At 43.7% G+C, this 19,771-nt stretch carries 21 protein-coding genes, 1 tRNA gene and 1 other RNA gene; 13 read left to right on the top strand and 10 right to left on the bottom strand.

What is annotated here, in order from left to right:
* Positions 1 to 40 precede the first annotated feature (40 nt).
* A complete protein-coding gene (hemA, locus tag FSC11_RS04115; RefSeq protein ID WP_163165314.1) occupies positions 41 to 1,324 on the top strand; it encodes a glutamyl-tRNA reductase in 1,284 nt (427 codons plus the stop codon).
* Between the two features lie 68 nt (positions 1,325 to 1,392).
* Here hemA and FSC11_RS04120 read toward each other — a convergent pair whose 3' ends face one another.
* Together FSC11_RS04120 and FSC11_RS04125 are read right to left on the bottom strand one after the other, a co-directional pair.
* Entirely contained in the window at positions 1,393 to 3,327 is a 1,935-nt protein-coding gene (locus FSC11_RS04120) for a DNA primase (RefSeq protein WP_163165316.1), read from the bottom strand.
* Positions 3,328 to 3,517: 190 nt separating this feature from the next.
* Positions 3,518 to 4,507 carry an outer membrane protein assembly factor BamD gene (locus tag FSC11_RS04125; protein WP_004814916.1) on the bottom strand — a complete coding sequence of 330 codons (990 nt, stop codon included), beginning with the start codon at positions 4,505 to 4,507 and terminating at the stop codon, positions 3,518 to 3,520.
* Between the two features lie 71 nt (positions 4,508 to 4,578).
* Here FSC11_RS04125 and rluD point away from each other — a divergent pair, with 71 nt between their 5' ends.
* From rluD to FSC11_RS04140, 3 genes are read left to right on the top strand one after another with little or no spacing between them, the layout of a single operon-like run.
* Positions 4,579 to 5,631: a 23S rRNA pseudouridine(1911/1915/1917) synthase RluD gene (gene rluD / locus FSC11_RS04130; RefSeq protein WP_163165318.1), complete on the top strand. Its 1,053-nt coding sequence runs from the start codon at positions 4,579 to 4,581 to the stop codon at positions 5,629 to 5,631.
* Positions 5,632 to 5,671: 40 nt separating this feature from the next.
* Complete coding sequence (pgeF, locus tag FSC11_RS04135; protein WP_163165320.1) at positions 5,672 to 6,412, top strand: peptidoglycan editing factor PgeF; 741 nt, start codon at positions 5,672 to 5,674, stop codon at positions 6,410 to 6,412.
* Between the two features lie 40 nt (positions 6,413 to 6,452).
* Positions 6,453 to 7,013, top strand: a complete 561-nt coding sequence (locus tag FSC11_RS04140) for a flavodoxin family protein (RefSeq protein WP_004814919.1) — start codon at positions 6,453 to 6,455, stop codon at positions 7,011 to 7,013.
* Between the two features lie 59 nt (positions 7,014 to 7,072).
* Here FSC11_RS04140 and smpB read toward each other — a convergent pair whose 3' ends face one another.
* Positions 7,073 to 7,552 carry an SsrA-binding protein SmpB gene (gene smpB, locus FSC11_RS04145; protein WP_004891982.1) on the bottom strand — a complete coding sequence of 160 codons (480 nt, stop codon included), beginning with the start codon at positions 7,550 to 7,552 and terminating at the stop codon, positions 7,073 to 7,075.
* Between the two features lie 139 nt (positions 7,553 to 7,691).
* Between smpB and coaD the strand changes: the two genes are divergently transcribed.
* The 5 genes from coaD (at position 7,692) to FSC11_RS16240 (ending at position 9,893) form a co-directional block, all read left to right on the top strand.
* Positions 7,692 to 8,183 carry a pantetheine-phosphate adenylyltransferase gene (gene coaD / locus FSC11_RS04150; RefSeq protein ID WP_004814921.1) on the top strand — a complete coding sequence of 164 codons (492 nt, stop codon included), beginning with the start codon at positions 7,692 to 7,694 and terminating at the stop codon, positions 8,181 to 8,183.
* Between the two features lies 1 nt (position 8,184).
* On the top strand, positions 8,185 to 8,448 hold the full coding sequence (locus tag FSC11_RS04155; protein ID WP_034434081.1) for a YfhL family 4Fe-4S dicluster ferredoxin: 264 nt from the start codon (positions 8,185 to 8,187) through the stop codon (positions 8,446 to 8,448).
* Positions 8,449 to 8,474: 26 nt separating this feature from the next.
* Positions 8,475 to 8,852: RNase P RNA component class A (gene rnpB, locus FSC11_RS04160), an RNA gene on the top strand.
* 72 nt (positions 8,853 to 8,924) lie between these two features.
* A tRNA-Met gene (locus FSC11_RS04165) sits at positions 8,925 to 9,001 on the top strand.
* 100 nt (positions 9,002 to 9,101) lie between these two features.
* Entirely contained in the window at positions 9,102 to 9,893 is a 792-nt protein-coding gene (locus tag FSC11_RS16240; RefSeq protein WP_227591005.1) for a hypothetical protein, read from the top strand.
* A 17-nt stretch (positions 9,894 to 9,910) separates the two neighbouring features.
* Here the strand turns inward: FSC11_RS16240 and FSC11_RS04175 are convergent, their stop codons facing one another.
* Positions 9,911 to 10,543, bottom strand: coding sequence for a CatB-related O-acetyltransferase (locus FSC11_RS04175; RefSeq protein ID WP_163165322.1), 633 nt, complete (start codon positions 10,541 to 10,543; stop codon positions 9,911 to 9,913).
* A 105-nt stretch (positions 10,544 to 10,648) separates the two neighbouring features.
* On the bottom strand, positions 10,649 to 11,044 hold the full coding sequence (locus tag FSC11_RS04180) for a RidA family protein (RefSeq protein WP_008305088.1): 396 nt from the start codon (positions 11,042 to 11,044) through the stop codon (positions 10,649 to 10,651).
* A 141-nt stretch (positions 11,045 to 11,185) separates the two neighbouring features.
* On the opposite strand from FSC11_RS04180, the gene FSC11_RS04185 reads away from it, so the two are divergent.
* On the top strand, positions 11,186 to 11,767 hold the full coding sequence (locus tag FSC11_RS04185) for a TetR/AcrR family transcriptional regulator (RefSeq protein ID WP_163165324.1): 582 nt from the start codon (positions 11,186 to 11,188) through the stop codon (positions 11,765 to 11,767).
* Between the two features lie 77 nt (positions 11,768 to 11,844).
* Here the strand turns inward: FSC11_RS04185 and greA are convergent, their stop codons facing one another.
* The 3 genes from greA to carA form a co-directional block, all read right to left on the bottom strand.
* Positions 11,845 to 12,321 (bottom strand): transcription elongation factor GreA, encoded by a 477-nt coding sequence (gene greA / locus FSC11_RS04190; RefSeq protein ID WP_005222895.1) that lies wholly within the window; start codon positions 12,319 to 12,321, stop codon positions 11,845 to 11,847.
* Between the two features lie 97 nt (positions 12,322 to 12,418).
* Positions 12,419 to 15,649, bottom strand: coding sequence for a carbamoyl-phosphate synthase large subunit (gene carB, locus FSC11_RS04195; protein WP_163165326.1), 3,231 nt, complete (start codon positions 15,647 to 15,649; stop codon positions 12,419 to 12,421).
* Positions 15,650 to 15,662: 13 nt separating this feature from the next.
* On the bottom strand, positions 15,663 to 16,805 hold the full coding sequence (carA, locus tag FSC11_RS04200) for a glutamine-hydrolyzing carbamoyl-phosphate synthase small subunit (protein ID WP_004814933.1): 1,143 nt from the start codon (positions 16,803 to 16,805) through the stop codon (positions 15,663 to 15,665).
* 308 nt (positions 16,806 to 17,113) lie between these two features.
* Here carA and FSC11_RS04205 point away from each other — a divergent pair, with 308 nt between their 5' ends.
* Together FSC11_RS04205 and FSC11_RS04210 are read left to right on the top strand one after the other, a co-directional pair.
* Positions 17,114 to 17,605 (top strand): hypothetical protein, encoded by a 492-nt coding sequence (locus FSC11_RS04205; RefSeq protein WP_163165328.1) that lies wholly within the window; start codon positions 17,114 to 17,116, stop codon positions 17,603 to 17,605.
* 100 nt (positions 17,606 to 17,705) lie between these two features.
* Positions 17,706 to 17,927 carry a hypothetical protein gene (locus FSC11_RS04210; protein ID WP_163165330.1) on the top strand — a complete coding sequence of 74 codons (222 nt, stop codon included), beginning with the start codon at positions 17,706 to 17,708 and terminating at the stop codon, positions 17,925 to 17,927.
* A 102-nt stretch (positions 17,928 to 18,029) separates the two neighbouring features.
* On the opposite strand, the gene FSC11_RS04215 is transcribed toward FSC11_RS04210, so the two are convergent.
* Entirely contained in the window at positions 18,030 to 18,569 is a 540-nt protein-coding gene (locus tag FSC11_RS04215; RefSeq protein ID WP_163165331.1) for a DOMON-like domain-containing protein, read from the bottom strand.
* Positions 18,570 to 18,580: 11 nt separating this feature from the next.
* On the bottom strand, positions 18,581 to 18,904 hold the full coding sequence (gene yhbY, locus FSC11_RS04220) for a ribosome assembly RNA-binding protein YhbY (RefSeq protein ID WP_163165333.1): 324 nt from the start codon (positions 18,902 to 18,904) through the stop codon (positions 18,581 to 18,583).
* Positions 18,905 to 19,100: 196 nt separating this feature from the next.
* Here yhbY and rlmE point away from each other — a divergent pair, with 196 nt between their 5' ends.
* On the top strand, positions 19,101 to 19,751 hold the full coding sequence (rlmE, locus tag FSC11_RS04225; RefSeq protein ID WP_048882412.1) for a 23S rRNA (uridine(2552)-2'-O)-methyltransferase RlmE: 651 nt from the start codon (positions 19,101 to 19,103) through the stop codon (positions 19,749 to 19,751).
* Positions 19,752 to 19,771: the final 20 nt, after the last annotated feature.

Raw genomic sequence — 19,771 nt, forward strand, 5'->3', positions numbered from 1 at the left:
GTTGCACAATAGCATAAATTTAGTGAAATGATGACCTGATATGTCTTTCTTTGCATTGGGTGTCAACCATCAAACTGCCTCTGTAGAACTTCGTGAACAAGTCGCTTTTAATCCTGAAAAATTAAGTGTCTTGCTTGCTGAACAAAGCCAGCACCCTGAGTTGAATGACATGGTGGTGGTGTCTACATGTAATCGAACTGAAATCTACGCGATGTCTGACAATGTCGACATGGTGCTGAACTGGCTCGCCCAAAAAAATGGGGTTGATGTCAAGCAGCTGCAAAACCATGTATATCGCTATGAAAATGCTCAGGCAGTTACTCATCTGATGCGTGTCGCCAGTGGTCTGGATTCACTGATGTTAGGTGAGCCACAGATTCTGGGACAGGTAAAAACCGCTTTATCCCTGGCTAAAGAAGCTCATACCGTTTCGCCAAACCTCAACCGTATATTTGAATATGCCTTCTATGCAGCCAAACGTGTGCGTTCGGAAACTGCAGTGGGGAGTCATGCTGTATCGATGGGGTATGCGGTGGCACAGCTGGCGATCCAGGTTTTTTCCAAGCCGGAAAAACTGACCGTCATGATTGTTGCCGCAGGTGAAATGAATAGCCTGGTGGCCAAGCATCTGGCGGAAATGGGTGTCGGTAAGGTCATTATCTGCAACCGTACCCGTGCACGTGCTGAAAGTCTGGCACAGGAAATCGCGCATCGTGTCGATGTTGAAATTATTGAATTTGATCAGCTGGCAGCGAACCTGCATCGTGCTGATGTCATTTCCAGTTGTACAGGTAGTCTGCATCAGGTAATCCATTTTGCTGATGTCAAAGCGGCATTAAAGAAACGCCGTTACCAGCAAATGCTGTTGGTTGATCTGGCTGTACCGCGGGATATCGATGCCAAGGTTGAAAAGCTGGATGGAGTCTATCTCTATGGTGTCGATGACCTGCAAAGCGTGATTGAGGAAAACCTGGCACAGCGTCGTCAGGCGGCGGTTGAAGCGGAAGTAATGGTCAATCAGCTGGCAACTGAACTGGTTACCCAACAGAAAGTAAATCTGGCAGGTGACACTATTCATACCTATCGTGACTATGGTGAACAGTTACGTGAAGAAGAACTAGCCCATGCCATGCAACGTATTGCCAAAGGTGATCTGGCTGTAGAGGTACTGGCAGATTTATCACATCGTCTGACTCAAAAGCTGCTACATCCCACTTCGATTGTGCTGCGTGAAGCGGCCAAAGCTGAAGACCCGAGCTGTTTTGAGATGGTACAGCATACCTTGCATGAGGTCATGCTAAAACGCCGTAAACCAAAGCACTAGATATTTTCGATCCAATAAAAAATGGAGATCTACAAAGATCTCCATTACTCAACTTAAAAATAAGAAAATTATTCTTCAAGCAGTGTCATCGTACGCTTCCGGTCAATCTCAAAAATCTGCAACTTCAGATTCTTCATTTCTTCAATACTGCTAAATTTCTTCGACTTAATCTTGTTTTTTAAACATTGATATTGCAGCTTGGTCGAGAAATCAGCTGCCAGCTTGTCTGCCTGTTCAGGAGAAGAAGTATAGTCGCTGACATTAGCATGTTGCAGGATGTGCTGTAATTCATGGTGATGTGCGGCACAGGCACCGAGTACATAATAAGTCGACAACTCTGGATCATCCGGTAGATCATCAAAAATCACATTCAGGATATTCAGAATCTTATAAAGTAGTTGATCCGGTGAAACCAGAGCACGTAGCGGCTCAAAATGAATATACAGATAGGGATGATTCAGCAAGATCGCAATTACATATTCTTCAGCATCAATCTTGGTACTAAAGCTTAAGCTGGCATCATTATTAACCTTGGGTTGCCATTTGCGGTTAAAACCCAGTTTTTCCCGGAAAAACTGTTGCAGCAGATAGCGATAAGAACCTTGCTTTGGTAATAGCTCGGTCAGCTGACGCAACTCTGCCATGACCTGGCTTTTACCCTCAGGTGTGGTCACATCATGGTTTTGGGCCAGATGAGCAAAGACAAAATCGGATAACAGCGGAGCCTGATCTAATAGACGGCGAAAGTTTTCAATGCCTTCACGACGGATCAATGAATCTGGATCATGGTCATTTGGCAGTACAAAGAACTTCAACTCACGACCATCATTGAGTAACGGCAGGGCAATCTCAAGGGTACGTCGTGCCGCTTTCTGACCGGCAGCATCACCGTCAAAGGCAATCGTGATACGATGATTCTGCTTGAACAGGATATTCAGATGTTCGGTATTACTGGCAGTCCCCAGTGTCGCCACAGCACCATGAATGCCATATTGCTGCAAGGCAATGACATCCATGTAGCCTTCGACCATCAGCCACTCTTGGGCTTTCTGCTTACGGCCCTCATACAGGCCATACAGCAACTGGTTCTTATGGAAAACTTCCGAATCCGGCGAGTTGATATATTTCGGCTTGATTTCATCATTGAGCGCACGGCCACCAAAGCCGACCACGCGACCTTTCGCATCCCGAATCGGGAAAATCACCCGGTCACGAAGCAGGTCGAAATCACGACCATTGTCGCTGGTACGAATCAAACCTAAGAGCTTGAGACCTTCAATATCCTGCGGGAAAGCTTTTTCCAGGTGCTGCCAGTCTTCCGGTGCATAGCCTAAGCGCCAATAGGCAATTGTTTCAGCACTGAGGCCACGTTGGCGGAAATACTGCTGTGCACTGGCACTATTCGGTAACTGGCGCTCATAGAATTGTGCGATATTTTCCAATAAGTCAAACAGGTTGCCTTCCTGAGGCGCGTCCTGCATTGGCATTTGCTCAAAAGCAGCAAACGGATCGCTATAGTAATCCTGTTCAGGATTCTGAAACTCTGCAAAAGGGTCAAAACTGGTGACCGATGCAGTATTACTGGTAGCTGAAGTTGCCTGATTCTGATTATTGGATGTATTGGTTGCTGCCTTTGGCACAGACGGTTTTGTTGCAGCTTTAGGCTTCGCTGCTTCACGCTTATATTTAAGCTTGCTGGATTCCTGATTATCTTTAGGTAATTCAATGCCGGTCTGACTGGACAGGTCTTTCATCACTTCAATGAAATTACGGTTGCCAATGTCCATTAAAAAACGGATGGCATTACCATTGGCCTGACAGCCAAAACAGTGGAAATACTGCTTGTCTCGGTAAACGTGGAAAGAAGGAGATTTTTCCTGATGGAAAGGGCAACAGCCCGAATAGGTACGGCCAGTTTTTTTTAATTTCACGAATTGACCAATCACATCGACAATGTCGGTGCGATCGAGAATCTGATCAATCGTATGTTGAGGAATGGCCATAGTCTGCTGAGCTTCTCGTGCTGCGTTTATAAGGTGTAAATCATTGAAAAATTAAGAGTAGGAATTAAGCCAGCTCTATATAAATTCCTTTGTATACCTTTTGCACGATTTGTTCAAGCGTTGCTCAGAAATGGCAAAAGGGCAAGTATGATACCTTGCCCTTTGCAAAATTGCACCTGTAACAGTCGGCTTATTCAGCAGTCGGCTCAGGCTGTTCAGTTTCAGTGTTTTTAGGACGATCTAACAAACCAAATGACATGCGATTGGTCAGGCTGCGTTCCTGTTTTGGTTCCGGAATATTGTCAGAACCTGAGTAGGTACGTGCTTCCTTACCGAAGATCCCTAAGGTTGCACGGTTAAAGAAACTGCCTTCACTGCGTGCTGAACTTAAGTCCACTGTACCATCAGCATTCACCAGATTTGGATAGTTCAGTTTCAGCACTTCGATATATTGCTGTGAAGTCGCTTTATCACCGAGTTTGTCATAGCCATAGGCAATGGTCGCCAGAGCTTCTGGAGTTTGTGGCACTTGTGGGTAATGTTCAATCACCCATTGCGCACGTTCAACAGCCGCAAGGTAAGCTTTACGCTTGATGTTAAAACGCGCCGCATTCATTTCATGCTCAGCCAGTTCCTGACCAATAAACTTCATACGTTGAGCAGCATCAACTGCATATTCGCTTGAAGGATAGCGACGAATGAAATCAACGAAGTTCTGATAAGCCACTTTCAGATAGCTGACATCGCGGTGTGACTGTTTCAGTTTGGTATAGCGCAGCAGACCGTTATAGTTCTGCTCCATGTTAGCTACACCACGCACATAGTAAGCATAGTCGACATTTGGATGTTGTGGATTCAGGCGGATGAAGCGTTCAGCCAATGCTACTGCACCTTCAAAATCCTTTTGCTGGAATTTGACATAGATCAGATCCAGTTGCGCCTGAGCTGCATACTGACTGGTAGGGAAATAGGTTTCCAGACCTTCAAGCTGACGTGCAGCATCACTATATTGCTGACGGTCAAGCGCTTTTTGTGCTTTTTGAATATAAACCTGTTCGCTGGCTTCAGGGCCTTTATCCACGACGTCTTTTTTTGTTGGATTACTGCTACAGCCTACCATTGCCGATGCAACGCCTAACGTAATTGCAAGCATTGTCATTTTATAATGTGGTAGCGACATAAAAATTCCTCTGTTAATACGGGCAATGAGCTACAATTGCACTATTAAACCACTTTTGTCTGAATGAGCAAATGAGTCAAGCACAATCTTCCAATTCTAATTTCCCTGAAACTGATTTTAATTTACTTGAAGATTCTGAGGATGCAGATAACCATACTTCAGACACAACTGCAACACGTTTAGCGTTGCAATTTCAAGTGGATGAAACCTATCTGGGCCAGCGTATCGATCAGGTTGCCGCGATCGTATGGAGCGATTTTTCCCGCGAAAAGCTGAAACAGTGGATTAAAGACGGTAATTTATTGGTCAATGGCCAGCCTGTAAAGCCTAAATATAAATGTGATGGTTTTGAAACGCTTACACTAAATGTTGAACTTGAAGCACAGACCCGCAGCCTTCCTGAAGATATTCCACTGGATATCATCTATGAAGATGATGACATTATTGTGGTCAACAAACCAGTTGGCATGGTCGTACATCCGGGTGCAGGCAATAGTTCTGGTACTTTGGTGAATGCTTTATTGCATCATTATCCAAAATCAGCAGAACTGGCGCGTGCCGGTCTGGTACATCGTATCGATAAAGATACCTCGGGTTTACTGGTGGTTGCGAAAAACCTGGAAGCACAGTTTTTTTTAAGCCGTCAGCTTGAGAAAAAATCGGTATACCGCGTTTATGATCTGGTTGTATATGGCAACATCATTGCCGGCGGTACCATTGATGAGCCAATCAAACGTCATCCGGTAGATCGTGTCAAAATGACCGTACTTCCAGGTGGCAAGGATGCAGTCACGCATTACAATGTGAAAGAACGCTTTCAGCACTTTACCCGTGTTCAAGCACGTCTGGAAACTGGTCGTACCCATCAGATCCGTGTGCACTTTAGCTATATCGGTTATGGTTTGGTGGGTGATCAGGTGTATATGCCGCGTGTGCGTATGCCAGCCGGTGCTTCACAGTTGCTTGAAGATACCTTGCGTGGCTTTAAACGTCAGGCACTGCATGCTGCGACTTTAGGTCTGAAACATCCACGGACCAAAGAAGAAATGACCTTTAATGCGCCGTGGCCAGAAGATTTCACCAATCTGGTTGAAGTACTGCGCAGCGAAAACAAGGCTTATTAATTTCTTCATTTCCAGCATTGGTCATTAAAAGGAAAGAGACATGCAATTTGTACAAGGTTTGCCTCAAAGCGTTTATGTGGGTCAGACTCGTGTTCATCATGAACAGATACAGCCATCGGAGCAGCCAGAACTGGCGGGCTTTAATCTGGCATTGCATGTCAATGACAATCCGGCGCGTGTGCAAAAACATCGCATCCAGTTGCTAAAAGACTTCCAGCCTTTTGGCGTGGATAAAATCACCTGGATGACCCAAACCCATAGCACGATTTGTTATACCATCAATGAGCAGATGCCATTTGAGGCGCTGATCGGTGATGGTCTGGTTACGCAGCGCAAAGCGCACGCCTTGATGATGATGACCGCAGACTGTTTACCTGTGGTACTGGGAAATGCAGATGGCACAGAAGTTGCCAATTTACATGCAGGCTGGCGCGGGCTGGCAGGTGGGATTGTGGAAAATACAGTTACTGCCATGCAGACTCAGCCGACTTGGGCATGGCTCGGTGCGGCGATTAGTCAGCCGTGTTTTGAAATTGGCGCAGAAGTAAAAGCAGCTTTCTGTTCCAAATATCCTGAACTGGACAGTGCATTTCAGGCAGGAGAGCAGGCAGGCAAGCACTATGCCGATCTGTATGCAATCGCCCGTTATATCCTGAATCAACATGGTATCAAAACCGTGCTGGGGGGGGATCAGTGCTCTTACCGTCAGGCAGATGAATACTTCTCTTATCGCCGTGAAGCCAAGACCGGACGCATGGCAACATTCGTGTTTATGGCTTGAAAATGTTAAACTTGACTGAAATTCTTGGTTTTTAAGTATTATGTCCCTATCTTCCCAATCTGTTGCGATTGTTTATCACAGTCCTTATGGACACACGGCTAAAGTGGCAAATTTCATTGCCGATGGTGCACGGGAAACTGGTGTTCAGGTGCATATGATGAATGTCGAACATATAGATTGGGAGGTGCTGGACGCTGCCGATGCGATTATTTTTGGCTGTCCAACTTATATGGGTAGTCTGACTTCGGCGATGAAGCTGTTTATGGAACAGTCTTCGAAACGCTGGCTGGCACGTGCATGGCAGGGCAAGCTGGCAGCAGCTTTTACCAATGGCGGCGGTCTCAGCGGCGACAAGCTGGCGGTATTGCAGCAGATTAATCTGTTTGCCATGCAGCACGGCATGTTATGGGCAGGTTTGCCATTAATGCCAACTGGGCGTAGCGTAACTGACCTGAATCGTATGTCCAGCTTTTTAGGTTTAATGACTCAATCGGATAATGCACCTGTTGAAGTAACCCCACCTGAGGGAGATTTAAAAACTGCGCTCTGGTTTGGTGAATATATTGCCTTGACGCTGGCCCGTATGAATCTGAAGGCTTAGTTGGATTTATAAAAAAACCTCCATTTTATGGAGGTTTTTTTATAGGTATTATGTAACCATTAGCGATGGAAAATTCGCGCTTTGTCACGTTGCCAGTCACGGTCTTTCTCAGTTGCACGCTTATCATGCAGCTGTTTACCTTTTACCAAGGCAATTTCCAGTTTGGCATTTGGACCTTTCCAGTAACAAGCCAGTGGTACGCATGAATAACCCTTCTGGTTAATTGCACCCAGAAGTTTTTCAATTTCACGGCGATTCAGCAACAGTTTACGGGTACGCGTCGCTTCAGGTACTACATGGGTAGACGCACTCAATAGTGGCTGAATCTGGGCACCAAACAGGAAAGCTTCACCGTTTTTAAAGGTGATATAGCTCTCCACGATGGTCATACGACCAGCACGCAAGGATTTTACTTCCCAGCCTTGTAAGGAAAGTCCAGCTTCAAATTTTTCTTCAATAAAATAATCGTGACGGGCACGTTTGTTTAGCGCAATCGTTCCGCCGTTATTTTTTTTAACTACAATACTTGCTTTCGCCATAATCTGATACTTCCAAACTTGCTGCTATTGTACCGCAACTTTAATTGAGTTGAAGTTTTTAAATTGATGGAGTTTCTTCGCCAAAAAATCAAGATTTTGTTAAAATGGAAAACTTACACAATAAACAGAGTAAAAATGGATGACTAAAACTCGTGTAATTTATCCGGGGACCTTTGATCCGATCACCAATGGCCATATTGACCTGGTGACCCGTGCAGCAAAGATGTTTGATGAAGTGGTGGTTGCAATTGCGATTGGACATCACAAGAATCCGGTATTTAGTCTGGAAGAGCGAGTTGAGCTGGCCCAAGCGTCGTTGAGCCATTTGAACAATGTTGAATTTGTAGGATTTGATGGCCTGCTGGTGAATTTCTTCCGTGAGCAGAATGCTACAGCAGTTCTGCGTGGTCTGCGTGCAGTATCAGATTTTGAGTATGAATTTCAGTTGGCCAATATGAACCGTCAGCTGGATTCACATTTTGAAGCGGTATTTTTAACCCCTTCAGAACAGTATTCCTTTATTTCATCCACTCTGGTGCGTGAAATTGCCCGCTTGCGAGGGGATGTAACCAAGTTTGTTCCACCAAATGTGGTTGCTGCCTTCGAGCGTAAACTTCAACAAGGTTGGTAGCGTGTCTTTATATATCACCGATGAATGCATCAACTGTGATGTCTGTGAACCTGTATGCCCGAATGAGGCAATTTATATGGGGGAACTCATTTACGAGATCAATCCTGATCTGTGTACCGAGTGCGTCGGACATCATGATAAACCGCAGTGTCAGTTATTCTGTCCTGTAGACTGTATCCCGCTGGATCCAAACCATGCAGAGACGCAGGAACAGCTTCAAGCCAAGTATGAAAAACTGACTGCTCAAAAAACATCAAGCAATTAGTTGCCAGATTTGATACTATGCGGCTCGAAGTGAGCCAGACGATCGCTGCTGTGGAGATCTCCGTGATTGAAGCAGGGGAGGAAAGTCCGGGCTTCATAGGGCAAGGTGCCAGGTAACGCCTGGGCGGCGTGAGCCGACGGAAAGTGCAGCAGAGAGTAGACCGCCTTCATTATGGTTCTGAGCAATCGGAATCGGAGGTAAGGGTGAAAGGGTGCGGTAAGAGCGCACCGCATGACTGGTAACAGTTCATGGCATGGTAAACCCCACCGGAAGCAAGACCAAATAGGGATCCTTTAGGCATGGCCCATGCTGGATCCGGGTAGGTCGCTTGAGCGTATGAGTGATTGTACGCCTAGAGGAATGATCGTTCTCGACAGAACCCGGCTTATCGGCTCACTTCACCAAATTTTGATCAATCAGTGCATTATGGGGTTGACGTTTTTTTTAGAAAAACTCATAATGCGCGCACAGTTTAAGGCTATGTAGCTCAGTTGGTTAGAGCACCGCACTCATAATGCGGGGGTCACAAGTTCAAGTCTCGTCATAGCCACCATATTCTGAAAAAACCCACTCCGATTGAGTGGGTTTTTTTATGCCTATAAGAATTACAATGATATGATAATCACGAAATAAGCAACTGAATTTTAAGAACAATGTCTAAAGACTTTTTTAAATGGTTCAAATTAAATATTGGGAGTTGTTTGTCGTGGGCGATAACTTTTGGATGGTTAATTTTCATTTATTTTAAAATTCATAATGGTGTATTACCTAAAGATTTGAATGAATTTGGTGATTTTATAGCGGGTGCTTTTGCACCGCTTGCATTTTTTTGGTTGGTAAGGGGATTTTATCAACAAGGAAAAGGGCTTGAACAAAATTCTGAAGCATTGATAATGCAAGCAATGGAATTATCTAATAGCACTAAAGCTTTAAATGCTCAGGTTATAGAACAAAAAAAATTGCTAGAACTTACTAAAGACCAAATAGAAATAAATGCAAAAAATAATGATTTTAATCAGTTTTATCAGAAGAAACAGCTACAGCCTTTTTTCCATATTAAAAAATTAAAGGTAGATCAGCACACTTTATTAAACTCTAACTTTTTTAGCTGCTTAGAAATTACATTTAGTTTAACTAATAGTAGGGCTACATGTAGAAATATATTTTTTACTTATACTTTTTGGGATGAATTAGCTCCTGCTAATCTCTTTAATAATGAGGGTGTTGATATTTTAAATAGTGATTCTAATGAACAAAAAATAGTATTAAAGTTAAAAAAAGAACCAGAATTTGATGAACAGATGGATTGTAGATTAATACTACAGATTAACTATACTGATGCAGTAGATCGACTACAGTATCAACAATTGAGTTTATATTTAAGGAAACATAATAATCATATAAGGTTAAATCGTTATGTGTGGAGTACACAAACGCTTAATTGATAAATAAAATATAAATTTTAGTTACCTATAGCAATTTGTATACTTGAACTAAGCTGATCAACATCATCCGTCTGCAACTGTTCACGCATTTTTAAAAACTGCTTTTCATCGATATCATAAATTTTAAGGGAAAGCAGTTTGTCTATATCTCCCTGTGGGAAACGATATTTAATAATTTTTGCAGGTACGCCACCGACCACTGCATAAGATGGAACATCTTCAGTCACGACAGCCCCCGTTGCGACCACAGCACCTTCACCAAGCTGTACACCGGGCATAATTATGGCACGAGAGCCGATCCAGCAGCCATCACCAATGATCGTATCACCAGCAAGCTCAAAACCCCGTGTATCGAACGGAAACGCTGAAATCCAGTCGATACGGTGCAATTGGTTGCTACCCATCATAATCACGCATTCTGCGCCAAAACAGACGAAATTACCGATATAAAGCTGATCAATCGATTTCTCAGGCGTTGCAGGCTTGTCATGTAAATAACGTACTACACAGCGCTCAAAACCTTGATCCCAGTAGGCTGAATAGTAGGAATAATTCCCTTTAATATGAATATTCGGGTTCTTCACGGTTTTTGAGATGAACTCGAATTCACACCAATGATTCACAGGCGAATTAATTAACTTTTCAGACATAGAGGCAAGAACAATAAGGAATTGGTCATTATACCGAATTGTGCTGCAAGCTGAATTAACAATCTCAATCTAGTCCGTGAAGAAGATTTTAAAGTAAATGCTGATCTAAGTGCTTTGAGGGATACGTGCAATGACTTTAATTTCAAAATCAAAACCAGCCAGCCAGGTTACGCCCACAGCCGTCCAGTTTGGGTAAGGCTTTTGGGTAAAAATCTGGTTTTTAACTTTCATAATGCTTTCAAATTGCTGTTCAGGATCAGTATGAAAAGTGGTGACATCGATAATATCATCAAAAGTACAACCAGCCGCTGCCAATGTCGCAGCTAAATTTTGAAAAGCGCGTTCTACCTGTTTTTCAAAATCTGGTTCGGGAGAACCATCTTCACGGCTACCGACCTGACCTGAAACAAAGAGTAAATCTTGCGATTTGATCGCAGCAGAATAACCATGCTGTTCATACAGGGCATGGCGGTCTTGGGGAAATATTGCAGTTCTAGTCATGGCTATTCTCTTTGAAATACTTACTATGAAAAATTTTTCTTAAAGCATCTGGTATTTTCACATACGCTTCGTACGTAAACATAATTGACATACGAAGCGTATGTCAATTAAAATTTTTGTAATGCTGAAATGGGAATAGAAATGTCTGTTCGTGAATTAAAAATGGCCGAGACCCGTAAAAAACTGATTCAAGTGGCACGCCGTGCATTTGGGGAATATGGCTATGCAGAGACTTCAATGGATAAGCTCACAGCAGAAGCAGGGCTGACCCGTGGTGCGCTATATCATCATTTTGGTGACAAAAAGGGCTTATTTGCTGCGGTGGTCGATCAGATTGATTCAGAAATGGCTTCATCTGCCCAGCAACATCTGGAGCAGCCTGATGACCTTTGGTGTGGATTAATGCTTGAAGGACGCACTTATATCGAACATGCATTAAATGCTGAGTTTCAACGGATTGTGCTGCGCGATGGCCCGGCAGTACTCGGTGATCCAGCGCATTGGCCAAGTCAAAATAAATGCCTGCAATCAACACGTGAATGTGTAGAACAGTTATTGGCTGAGGGTCGATTAAAACCAGTCGATGCGCTTGCTGCTGCGGTCTTGCTAAATGGTGCAGCAATGAATGCAGCACTGTGGGTGGCATCCAGCGATGATCCTGCACAGGTTTTACCTCAAGCTTTACAGGCATTTGAAGCATTGGCTTCTGGCTTCTTAAAATAAAACCGATAGAAATTTTCAGGATCAATAAAAAACCCCTCAAGTGAGGGGTCTTACAGCCTAAAATATCTAAATAAAAATTAGATATATTCAACTTTGGAAATTTCGTATTCCACTTCACCTTGTGGTGTCACGATTTTCACTTCATCGCCTTCGTTTTTACCTAAAAGGCCACGTGCGATTGGAGAGTTCACAGAGATCTTGTTGATCTTAAAGTCTGCTTCGTCATCACCCACAATTTTGTAAGTTTTTTGTTCTTCAGTGTCCAGATTTTCAATGGTCACTGTCACGCCAAATACAACACGGCCGTTTTGTTCTAGCGCTTTAACATCAATCACCTGGCAAGCACCAAGTTTACCTTCGATGTCCTGAATACGACCTTCACAGAAGCCCTGTTGTTCACGTGCAGCATGATACTCTGCATTTTCCTTTAGATCTCCATGTTCACGTGCTTCAGCAATTGCGGCTGTAATACGCGGGCGATCAACAGTTTTTAGCTGATGTAATTCTTTTTCCAAGGCAAGTTTGCCTTCAGGAGTCATAGGATAACGTTGCATAGTTGTCCCTCAAAATTAGGTATGTAAGTAAAATACAAAGTGTATAAATGAAAAAAAGCCCGCCACCGAGAAGGTGACGGGACTTCTCAGTAACGAATTAACCTACTGTTAAATCTTGCAAACGATATACATCCATCGGCAATTTAATCGCTAAAGCTTGGCATACTGCGTCCGCACCATTCAAGGTAGTTGTGTTATACACTTTACCTTGTAGCGCTGAACGACGGATCGAGAATGAATCTTCCTGCGCTTTTTTACCTTCAGTCGTATTGATTACAAGGTGGATTTCGCCGTTTTTGATACGGTCCACAATGTTTGGACGGCCTTCGGTTACTTTGTTTACGCGTTCACATTCAAGACCAGCTTCGCTAATCACTTTAAATGTACCATCAGTTGCAAGAATCTTGAAGCCTAGGTCAATCAATTGTTTCGCAATGCCTGCTGCACGAGGTTTATCTGAGTCACGTACAGAAATGAATGCGTGTTTCACTTCACCTTCTGTCGGAAGACCAGGTAGACGTTCGTTCGCACCTAAAACAGCTTTATAGAATGCTTCACCGAATGTTTTACCAACGCCCATCACTTCGCCAGTCGATTTCATCTCAGGGCCAAGGATCGGGTCAACACCAGGGAATTTGTTGAATGGGAACACGGCTTCTTTTACAGAGAAGTGTTCAGGGATAATCTCTGAAGTGAATCCTTGAGATTCTAGAGATTGACCCGCCATACAACGTGCAGCCACTTTCGCTAAAGATTCGCCGATACACTTAGAAACGAACGGCACAGTACGTGATGCACGTGGGTTCACTTCCAGGATGTAAACGTCTTCGCCTTTAACCGCAAACTGAACGTTCATTAGACCAATTACGCCAAGTTCTTTTGCCATTGCAATTGTTTGACGACGCATTTCGTCCTGAATCTCTTTAGACAGAGAATAAGGAGGAATCGAACATGCTGAGTCACCAGAGTGAATACCTGCTTGTTCAATATGCTGCATGATGCCGCCAATCACAACGTCTTTACCGTCAGAGACACAGTCTACGTCAACTTCGATTGCATCATCCAGGAAACGGTCAAGCAGAACAGGCGCTTCATTCGATGCTTGAACTGCATCACGTAGGTAGCGTTTAAGTTCTTCATCGTTATAAACGATTTCCATCGCACGGCCACCAAGGACGTAAGATGGACGTACCACAAGTGGATAGCCTACTTTAGACGCTTCAGCCATACCTTCTTCAGCAGATTTTACGATGCTGTTGTTTGGTTGACGAAGTTGCAGACGTTGAATCATTTGCTGGAAGCGTTCACGGTCTTCTGCGCGGTCAATCGCATCAGGAGATGTACCAATGATTGGCGCACCCGCTTCTTCTAAAGCACGAGCCAGTTTCAAAGGTGTTTGACCACCATACTGAACGATAATGCCTTTTGGCTTCTCGATACGTACGATTTCAAGCACATCTTCAAGTGTAATTGGTTCGAAGTACAAACGGTCAGATGTGTCGTAATCCGTAGAAACAGTTTCAGGGTTACAGTTCACCATGATGGTTTCATAGCCGTCTTCACGCATTGCAAGGGCAGCGTGTACACAGCAGTAATCGAATTCGATACCTTGACCGATACGGTTAGGGCCGCCACCAATCACCATGATCTTGTCACGAGTCGATGGATTTGCTTCACATTCTTCATCGTAAGTTGAATACATGTAAGCTGTATCAGATTCGAATTCTGCAGCACATGTATCGACACGTTTGTAAACTGGCGTTACGCCCAGGTTCCAACGGTGTTTACGGAATTGTTTTTGTGAAATACCCATCAAGTTCGCAATGCGAAGATCTGATAAACCTTTACGTTTGAACCCACGGATATTGTCCGCATTCAAGTCACCAAAACCTAAAGTTTTGATCTGGTTTTCAGTTTTGATGATGTCTTCGATTTGGATCAAGAACCAACGGTCGATGTTCGTCGCAGCAAAGACTTCATCAAGCGTGAAGCCGTGACGGAATGCATCGCCCACGTACCAGATACGCTCAGGACCTGGAACTTTAAGCTCTTGTAAAATTTTCTCACGCGCACCTTCAGTACCCGCTTCGATTTTCTCATCAAAGCCAGATGCACCGACTTCAAGACCACGAAGCGCTTTTTGCATAGACTCCTGGAAGTTACGGCCAATTGCCATCACTTCACCCACAGATTTCATCTGTGTTGTCAAAGTTGCATCAGCTTGTGGGAATTTCTCGAAGTTGAAACGAGGAATCTTAGTAACTACATAGTCAATCGCAGGTTCGAATGATGCAGGTGTTGTACCGCCAGTGATGTCATTTTTCAGTTCATCAAGTGTATAACCCACAGCCAGTTTCGCAGCGATTTTAGCAATCGGGAAACCAGTTGCTTTAGACGCAAGAGCAGATGAACGAGAAACACGCGGGTTCATCTCGATCACAACCATACGACCATCTTTCGGGTTAATACCGAACTGAACGTTAGAACCGCCTGTTTCTACACCAATTTCACGAAGCACCGCTAAAGATGCGTTACGAAGTAACTGGAATTCTTTGTCTGTCAATGTTTGAGCAGGAGCAACAGTGATTGAGTCACCTGTGTGCACGCCCATTGGGTCGAAGTTTTCAATGGTACATACAATGATACAGTTGTCGTTTTTGTCACGAACAACTTCCATTTCGTACTCTTTCCAACCAATGAGTGATTCATCGATCAATAACTGTTTGGTTGGAGAAAGATCAAAACCGCGTTCACAGATTTCAATGAATTCTTCTTTGTTGTATGCGATGCCGCCGCCTGAACCACCCATCGTGAATGAGGGACGGATAATCACAGGGAAACCGAAGCGCGCTTGAATTTCTAAAGCTTCTTCCATTGATTCGGCAATGTCTGCTTTTGGACATTCAAGACCAATTTTACGCATTGCCTGGTCGAACAGTTTACGGTCTTCAGCTTTTTCAATCGCTTCTTTGGTCGCACCGATCAGTTCAACATTGAATTTTTCTAAAATGCCGTGCTCATCAAGGGCAAGGGCACAGTTCAATGCAGTTTGACCACCCATTGTAGGAAGAACTGCGTCTGGGCGTTCTTTCTCAATGATTGCTGCAACAGTCTGCCAGGTAATCGGTTCGATATACGTTGCATCTGCCATTGCAGGGTCAGTCATAATGGTTGCCGGGTTAGAGTTCACCAAAATAACACGGTAGCCTTCTTCACGAAGCGCTTTACACGCTTGTGCGCCTGAATAGTCAAACTCACACGCCTGACCAATCACAATAGGACCAGCACCGATAATTAAGATGCTTTTAATGTCTGTACGTTTAGCCATGATGCTTCCTTAATTACTTCTTAGATGCTTCGATAAGTTCGATGAAATGATCGAACAATGGTGCGCAGTCATGTGGACCAGGGCTTGCTTCAGGGTGACCCTGGAAGCTGAACGCAGGTTTGTCTGTGCGATGAATACCTTGGTTAGTACCATCAAACAGTGAGCGATGAGTCACACGCAATACCGCAGGCAAGGTGCTTTCATCCACTGCGAAGCCGTGGTTTTGAGAAGTAATCATCACTGTACCAGTTTCAATGTTTTGTACAGGATGGTTGGCACCGTGATGGCCGTGAGGCATTTTCACAGTCTTGGCACCGCTTGCAAGCGCAAGAATCTGATGACCCAGGCAAATCCCGAATACAGGAATATTGCGGGCATCTTCTACAATTGTTTTTACAGCTTCAATTGCGTAGTCACATGCAGCTGGATCGCCAGGGCCGTTCGACAGGAACACGCCATCTGGATTCAGTGCAAGTACGTCAGCAGCAGGAGTTTGCGCAGGCACAACGGTCAATTTACAACCGCGATCTGCAAGCATACGTAAGATGTTGGTTTTGACACCGTAATCGTATGCAACAACATGGAATTTAAATTCTGGTTGAGCGAAGCCTTTACCTAAAGTCCATGAACCTTCAGTCCATTCAAAACCTTCAGGATCACAGCATTCTTTTGCAAGGTCTAAACCATTCAGACCACCAAATGCGCGTGCTTTTTCAAGTGCTTCTTCTTCAGTGATGTTTTCGCCTGCAAGGATACAACCGTTTTGTGCACCTTTATCACGCAAAATTCGAGTTAATCGTCGCGTGTCGATGTCAGCAATAGCCACTACATTGTGCTGTTCTAGATATTCACCTAGTGATTGTTCAGCACGGAAGTTACTGTGTAATAAAGGAAGGTCACGGATAATTAAACCGTTTGCCCATACTTTATGAATACGACCTGATTCTGCGTCTTCTTCGTTGCAACCCGTATTACCGATATGTGGGTAAGTTAAAGTTACAAGCTGCTGTGCATAACTTGGATCAGTCAAAATTTCTTGATAGCCAGTCATGGCAGTGTTGAAAACGACTTCACCAGTCGTACAACCCGATGCGCCAATCGAAGTACCTTTAAAGATAGTTCCGTCGGCAAGGGCTAAAATTGCTGGGGTGCTCAAACCAAAGCTCCTGAAATTTAGGCTGTAAAAAAGCGAGTAGACGAAAAAAAAGGAAGGTTAATTTTTAAACCTACCCTCCTATGTCTGCTCGCTTGAACTTAACACGGCATTATACGCAGTAACACCTGCTAAGTCCAATAGCTTTGCTGCAAAAGTATGAGATAAATGGCTTGCTTTTTGCTTGAAAGTCTGTTTCATGATCAATGTTGAAAAATGTAACCATTTAATAATTGTCAGACAAATCAAGTCTTAAATTTTATCGAATTTACTAATATGAAATCGTCAAAACATAACTAAAGGCAAAAGACATGGCTACCCCAACTAAAACTACAACATCTAAAAAAAATCTGAATGTCGTTGTCACTGAAACTGCCGAGCAGCTTGAAAAAGCAGCAATAGAGGCGAAAGAGCAGGCAGTGGAAACGCTTGGCGAAAGCAAAGAAAATATTGAAGCTGAAGTAAAAAAACTGAGCAATACTGTGACTGATCAGCTGACCCAGTTTAAACAGGATTTACTGCAGCGCATCGATACCCTGAAAGAGCAGTTGTTTGGCTCACAAAAAGAGTTGAATGAACTGACCAGCTTTATCAAAACCGAATTTAATGTGGTCATTGATGATCTATCGAAACTCGGTAAAGAATTAAAAGAAGATGTCACCCAGATTTCGACCAAACATAAGGATCATCTGGCAGATACCCTAAAACGCTCTAAAGACAGTACGATTGAAGTTTTGAAAAAAGTTAAACCCGTCGTTGTAAAAGGAGAAACCGAAGAAAAAGAAACTGATCTAAAAAGTTAAACAAGCAACAAAACAAAAAAAGCAGCTGAAGGGGAGCATCTATGTTCTCCTTTCGTGTTGTACGCAACACTGACTCATAAAACAAAAATAGGGGGTCATGATGCAACATCATCTTATAGCGGCAATATTTCTACTCGCCTTGATCATGGTTCTGAATCTTGAAACCTGGAAAAGCCGTCTAGCCTATCTTGCCATGGTGACATTGAGTTTTAGCTATCTCAGTGTTTTACAGGCCGCAGTTTCCATTATTGCGATTACGATGATTCTGATTTTTTACGCTGCTGTGACAGCAGTACAGAGAAATGCAAGACTACATCACTAATCCACTTACCCTGAACTTCAGGCAAAATAAAAAACGTGAGACCGATGAGCCTCACGTTTTTATATTTTTATCATTTGTGTATTACAGGAGAGTATTTACATCCTAGAACACATGTAACCAGTCACGCTTGTTATGAAAGTCTGCCTGTGGACTACTGTGCTGCATGGCATAGTATTGATCGCCTTGAGGGGTTTTCAATACAGCAGACAAGCCAAGGAACAGATCAGCCCATTTTAGCTTGTTCAGGGCCATAAAATCGGTTAGATCCAGACTGACATTGAGTCCATAATGGGTACGCTTGAGCTGGTTCAGGTCGATATCATAAGCCACTTGTGGCGGCATTTCTTCCGGATAACGGTATTCTTCAAACTGATAGGCTTGCCAGGCCTGAGAAGGAGAGAGATTGATTTCGCGATAAAAATCTTCGTCCTTTACCCCAATAAAAATTTCAAAACACGTCTGTTCCCAGAGAAAGTCCTGACGGGGGTGTGCTGCGACCAGTTCTGGCCAAAGCACATACTGGTTCGGATCGCGTAGCCAAAAACCTACATTCAATGTGGATGGGCCTTGCTGTTCAATCGCGCCGACCAGCGAGATCGCCTGAAAACGACGATCGAATGCATTCAGTTCGTAACTAGCCATAGATCCTGAACTTAGTTAGACAAGTGCGCAAAGCGAACAAGGTTAGACAGTTTTTGGTTCTGTTTCGGCGCTTTTTTGTAAAGCAACGCGATTTTACCAATGGTTTGTACGATTTCAGCACCTGTTGCTTCAACGATCTCAGTAATGAGAAGAGCACGTGCTTCACGATCTTCAGCCACGACTTTCACTTTAATCAGTTCGTGGTCGTTAAGCGCACGCTCAAGTTCTTCGATCACATTTTCAGTCAGGCCTTTGTCACCAAGCATTACCACCGGGTTTAATGCATGTCCGATTTGACGTAAACGTTTACGTTCCTGAATAGATAAAGACGCCATGAGAGATAACCTGATTTTTAAAACGGCTTAGTATAGCAAAAGCAAAAAACAAACGCTTTATATTCTCAGGAAATAATCGGTGCTATCACATAAAAAATCCAACCAACTGTCTTAGATTTAGATACAGATCAATACTGCAAATCATGTGTTTTTCACGTACAATTAATAATTGGAAGTTTTTTTTATTTAGAGAGTTATGGCAACACGCATTACCAACCAGAAGTTATCCAAAAGTAGTCGTGCGTGGATGAGAGAGCATCTCGATGACTTTTATGTGAAGAAAGCGCAAAAAGAAGGTTATCGGGCACGTGCAGCGTATAAACTTCTTGAGATTCAAGAAAAATACGGCATTATCAAACCAGGTATGACGGTTGTCGATCTGGGCGCAGCACCAGGAAGCTGGTCGCAAATTGCTGGTAAACTGGTCGGTTCTAAAGGTCTGGTGATCGCATCGGATATCCTGGAAATGGATGCACTGCCAGATGTGACCTTCCTGCAAGGTGACTTTCGTGAGCAGGAAGTGTTCGATAAATTGTTAAATATTTTAGATGGACGTACGGTAGACGTTGTAATTTCCGATATGGCCCCCAATACATCAGGTAATAAGGCTGTAGATCAACCGCGTCAGATCTATCTCTGTGAACTGGCCCTTGACTTTGCCAACAAGGTTTTAGGTCCTAAAGGTCAGTTTATTGTTAAAGTCTTCCAGGGCACTGGCTTTGATGAATTCCGTAAGGAAGTTGTTAATAGTTTTGATGTTCTGAAAACGGTAAAACCTGCTGCATCGCGTGCTCGCTCGAAAGAAGTCTTTCTGGTGGGGCAGGGGCGCAAGAAGGCTTCTAAATAAAGTCTACTTGCCAACACGCT

It is taken from the genome of Acinetobacter schindleri (genome assembly GCF_010918895.1).
GTDB classification, from domain to species: Bacteria; Pseudomonadota; Gammaproteobacteria; order Pseudomonadales; family Moraxellaceae; genus Acinetobacter; species Acinetobacter schindleri.